This window comes from Stenotrophomonas sp. 3diitr2024 (assembly GCF_042136455.1).
In the GTDB taxonomy this organism is placed as follows: Bacteria; Pseudomonadota; Gammaproteobacteria; order Xanthomonadales; family Xanthomonadaceae; genus Stenotrophomonas; species Stenotrophomonas sepilia.
The window spans coordinates 1-4,192 of the sequence record NZ_JBHHMJ010000567.1 but is presented as its reverse complement, the minus strand read 5'-3'; the positions used below and the strand labels follow the sequence as shown (position 1 = coordinate 4,192).

Genomic DNA, 4,192 nt, shown 5'->3' with positions numbered 1-4,192 from the left:
GCTGGCCGGCAGCTCGGGCACTGCAGAATTCATGCGGTTGCCGGCCAGCGGCCGGCACTACCGTTATTTGCGTTCCAGCACCAGCAACGGGTCGATGCGGGTGTCGAACCAGTTCATGCCCCAGTGCAGGTGCGGGCCGGTGGCACGGCCGGTGGCGCCGACGGCAGCGATCACCTGGCCCTGCTCCACACGGTCGCCAACTTTTACGTCGATGCGCGAAAGGTGCAGGAAATTGGAACTGACCCCGAAGCCGTGGTCGAGCAGCAGCGTGCCACCGGTCAGGTACAGGTCCGGCCCAGCGAAGGTCACGATGCCGGCCGCCGGCGCCTTCACCGGGGTGCCGGTCGGCACCGCGATGTCCATGCCGGAGTGGCCGGCCCCCGGCTGCCCGTTGTAGACGCGCGCATTGCCGAAGCGGCCGCTGATGCGGCCCTGTACCGGCCAGATGAAGGTCTGGGTGAAGTCGGTGCGGTCGTCATCGCGGGCACGTGCGGCGGTCACCTGCGCCTGTTCGCGCTTGATCCGCTCGGCAATCGCCGGCGGCGGGTTGACCGTCTTCGGCGGCACGCCGTTCACCCGCTCGGTGGGCCAGTCGCGCGGCGTCACCGCAATGGTCGCGGTCTCGCTGCCACCATCGGGGCGTTGCACCTGTACGCGCAGCGGACCCATCTCGTCGCGGCCGATGCCGAACACCACGCTGCCGTAGCCGCTTACCCGCAGCTGGCGGCCGGCATACTGCACGCGACTGCCGGCGGGTACCTTGCCGATCACCAGCGCGCCCTGCGACGCACTGGCCGGGAACACCACGCGGCTGTCGATCAGGCTGCCGATGCCATCCTGCGCCTGCGCAGGGGAAGAGGAAAACAGGGGCGCGGCCAGCAGCAGCGCCCCGATCATCAGTGCCGAACGCATCAGCGGTCGTAGGTCATGCGCTGGCCGGCGGGTTCACCCACCAGCTTGCTGCCGTCCCACACCAGCTGGCCGTTGACCCAGGTGGAGGCGATGCGCGAGCGGAAAGTGGTGCCTTCGAACGGCGACCAGCCGCACTTGGACAGCACGTCCTCGCGCTTGACGGTGAACGGCACGTCCTCCACCAGCACCAGGTCGGCAAAGTAGCCTTCGCGCAGGAAGCCGCGTTCTTCCACGTCGAACAGCTGCGCCGGCGCATGTGCGAATTTCTGCACCACCTGCTCGCGGGTCAGCTTGCCTTCGTGCACCCGCTCCAGCGCGGCCACCAGCGCGTACTGCACCAGCGGCAGGCCCGACGGCGCCTGCGCGTAGGGCTTCTGCTTCTCTTCCCAGGTGTGCGGCGCGTGGTCGGTGGCCAGCACGTCCAGCACGTCATCGGCCAAGGCAGCGGTGATTGCCTCGCGGTCGGACACTTCCTTGATCGCCGGGTTGCACTTGATCAGGTTGCCCTTGGTCGCGTAGTCCGGACGCGCGAAGTGCAGGAAGTGCACGCAGGTTTCGGCGGTGATCTGCTTGCGGCTGCCATCGGCGCGGATCAGCGGGCCCTTCTCGAACAGCGCCAGCTCATCGGCGGTGGAGATGTGCAGCACATGCAGGCGGGTGCCGTGCTTGCGTGCCAGCGACATCGCCAGGCGCGTCGACTTGATGCAGGCTTCGCGCGAACGGATGTCCGGGTGCATGTCCGGGGTCAGCGCATCGCCGTACTTTTCCTGGAAGGCCTTCAGGTTGGCATCGATCATCGGCGTGTCTTCGCAGTGCGTGATGATCGGGGTCGGGCATTCGCGGAAGATCGCGTCCAGCGTTTCCGGGTTGTCGACCAGCATGTTGCCGGTCGAAGCACCCATGAACACCTTCACGCCGGGCGCCTTCTTCGGATCCAGCGCACGGATCGCTTCCAGGTTGTCATTGCTGGCGCCGTGGTAGAAGCCGTAGTTGGCCCAGGCGCGGCCGCGCGCGAGCTCGTACTTGGCTTCCAGGATGGTCGAATCCAGCGTCGGCGGGTTGGTGTTGGGCATGTCCATGAAGCTGGTCAGGCCACCGGCCACGGCCGCGGCCGATTCGCTGGCGATGTCGCCCTTGTGGGTCAGGCCCGGTTCGCGGAAATGCACCTGGTCGTCGATCATGCCGGGCAGCAGCCAGCGCCCGGCGGCGTCCACCACCTGCTCGCCGTCGCGCGGCGCCAGCCCGTTGCCGATCTGCGCAATGCGGCCGTTCTCGATGCGCAGGTCGCCGTCGAAGGTGCGGCCTTCGTTGACCATCCGGGCGTTGGTGATGAGGGTGGAGGACATGTCAGTGTTTTCCTGTGCAACGGCAAGAGGGGGCGTGGGTGGATTCGGGCACCGGATCGAAGCCGCCGGGGTGGAACGGATGGCAGCGGCCCAGCCTGCGCGCAGCCAGCCAGCTGCCGCGCAGCGGCCCGTGCCGGGAGATGGCATCCATCGCGTATTCAGAACAGCTCGGCACGAAACGGCAGCGCGGCCCCAGCAGGGGGCTGATGAAGCGCTTGTAGAAGCGCAGCAGGGCAATGAGCAGGCGCGAGATCACCCAGTCATCTTATGCCAGTTGGCATGAAGGCCGCATTTGTGCAGGATGGGCCGTTGGTCGCATGTCGCCGATGGCCTGCGACCGGTACCAGCACCCGCGGGTGTTGGCCAGGTTCCGTACCGCGCAAGGCGGTCCGTGTTCGTCGGACTGCCACTTGGGCACCTTGACTCCAGGACTGAATGGAGCAGGGTGCCAAGGTTGCTGCTGCGGGTCGGGTAGGCTATAAAGGCCCGCTTTCCCGGGCCCCGGGGAATCCAAGGAAGAGCGTTTCGTGGCTGCTAAAAAAACTGCAAAGAAGGCCGCAACGGCCGCCAAGAAAACCGCCAAGCCTGTTGTGAAGAAGTTGGCGGCAAAGCCCGTTGCCAAGAAGCCGGCCAGCAAGCCGGCGACCAAGGCAGCGTCCTCGCAACCGGCGGCCAGGAAGGCCACCGCAAAGAAAACGCCGGTCAAGGCAACCAAGCCGGTGGCGAAGAAGGCCGCTGCGCCCGCCAAGGCCAAGCCAGCCGCCGCCAGCAAGAAGGCGCCGGTGAAGAAGACCGTCAGCAAGGCCGCGCCGGTGAAGAAGGCCGCCGCCAAGCCGGTGGCCAGGAAGGCAGCCGCCAAGCCAGCGCCGAAGGCGGTGGTGAAGAAGGCTGCCGCCAAGCCGGTCGCCAAGCCCGTAGCAAAGAAGGTCGCTGCGGCTAAACCGGCCGCCACGCCCGCCGCTGTAAAGAAGGTTGCCAAGAATGTTGCCGCGCCGGCCACAAAGCCGACCCCGGCCCCAGTAGTGAAGTCCGCACCGAAGCCTGCTGCCAAGCCGGCTCCGGCCAAGCCTGTCCCGGCCAAGACCGTGGCAGTGGCGGCAGCCCAGCCGGCCTCAACGCCGGCCCCGGCCGCCGCTCCTGTCGCTTCGAAGGCCCCGCAATCCAAGAATCCCGTGCCCGTTTCGAAATCGCCTGCCAAAACCGCCGTGAAATCCGATTCCGCCCCGAAGACCGTGTCGCGCCCTGTCGGCAAGGTTGCCGTGGCCGTCGCCGCCCGCTCGGCAGCACCGGCCCCGCGCAGCAAGTACAAGGTGGTCGAGTACAAGACCGACGAGGCCACTGGCCGCCCGATCCTGCCGGCTGGCTACAAGCCGTCCTCGGAAGAGGAATACATGAGCTCGCTGCAGCAGGAGTATTTCCGCCAGCGCCTGCAGAACTGGCGCGCGGACCTGGTGGAAGAGTCCAAGCAGACCATCGAGAACCTGCGCGAGGAAGTGCGTGACATCGGCGACGAAGCCGAGCGTGCGACCCGCGAGACCGAGAACTCGCTGGAACTGCGTACCCGCGACCGCTACCGCAAGCTGATCGGCAAGATCGACAGCACCCTGAAGCGCCTGGAAGCCGGCGACTACGGGTACTGCGTCGACACCGGCGAAGAAATCGGCCTGGAGCGCCTGGAAGCGCGCCTGACCGCCGAGCGCACCATCGACGCCCAGGAGCGTTGGGAGCACCTGCAGAAGCAGCAGGGCGACTGATTCCAGTTCGTTGTCTGGTCATGCGAAAAACCCGGCTTCGGCCGGGTTTTTTGTTGGGTTCGTGTTGGCTGTGTAGAGCAGCGCCTTGCGGGTATCGGGTGGAGCCTGCGGGTGGGTCCGGGCAGGACACGCTGCAAGTACATCCCTGTAAGCTCGGCCGCGGCATCCATGCCGCGGACG

General features: G+C 66.9%; 4 protein-coding genes. 1 reads left to right on the top strand and 3 read right to left on the bottom strand.

What is annotated here, in order from left to right:
* Window positions 1-63: 63 nt before the first annotated feature.
* The 3 genes from ABGA94_RS14600 to yidD are packed head-to-tail and all read right to left on the bottom strand — an operon-like array spanning window position 64 to window position 2,514.
* Window positions 64-912, bottom strand: a complete 849-nt coding sequence (locus tag ABGA94_RS14600; RefSeq protein ID WP_375367620.1) for a M23 family metallopeptidase — start codon at window positions 910-912, stop codon at window positions 64-66.
* Window positions 912-2,258, bottom strand: coding sequence for a dihydroorotase (locus ABGA94_RS14595; RefSeq protein ID WP_111097867.1), 1,347 nt, complete (start codon window positions 2,256-2,258; stop codon window positions 912-914). The genes ABGA94_RS14600 and ABGA94_RS14595 overlap by 1 nt, the downstream gene beginning before the upstream one ends.
* 1 nt (window position 2,259) lies before the next feature.
* Window positions 2,260-2,514, bottom strand: a complete 255-nt coding sequence (yidD, locus tag ABGA94_RS14590; protein WP_005417723.1) for a membrane protein insertion efficiency factor YidD — start codon at window positions 2,512-2,514, stop codon at window positions 2,260-2,262.
* 271 nt (window positions 2,515-2,785) lie between these two features.
* On the opposite strand from yidD, the gene dksA reads away from it, so the two are divergent.
* Window positions 2,786-4,012, top strand: a complete 1,227-nt coding sequence (gene dksA / locus ABGA94_RS14585) for an RNA polymerase-binding protein DksA (RefSeq protein WP_065186037.1) — start codon at window positions 2,786-2,788, stop codon at window positions 4,010-4,012.
* Window positions 4,013-4,192: the final 180 nt, after the last annotated feature.

Coding starts and splice junctions, on each gene's coding strand:
- ABGA94_RS14600 (WP_375367620.1), bottom strand. CDS start 912: ATGCGTTCGGCACTGATGATCGGGGCGCTGCTGCTGGCCGCGCCCCTG.
- ABGA94_RS14595 (WP_111097867.1), bottom strand. CDS start 2,258: ATGTCCTCCACCCTCATCACCAACGCCCGGATGGTCAACGAAGGCCGC.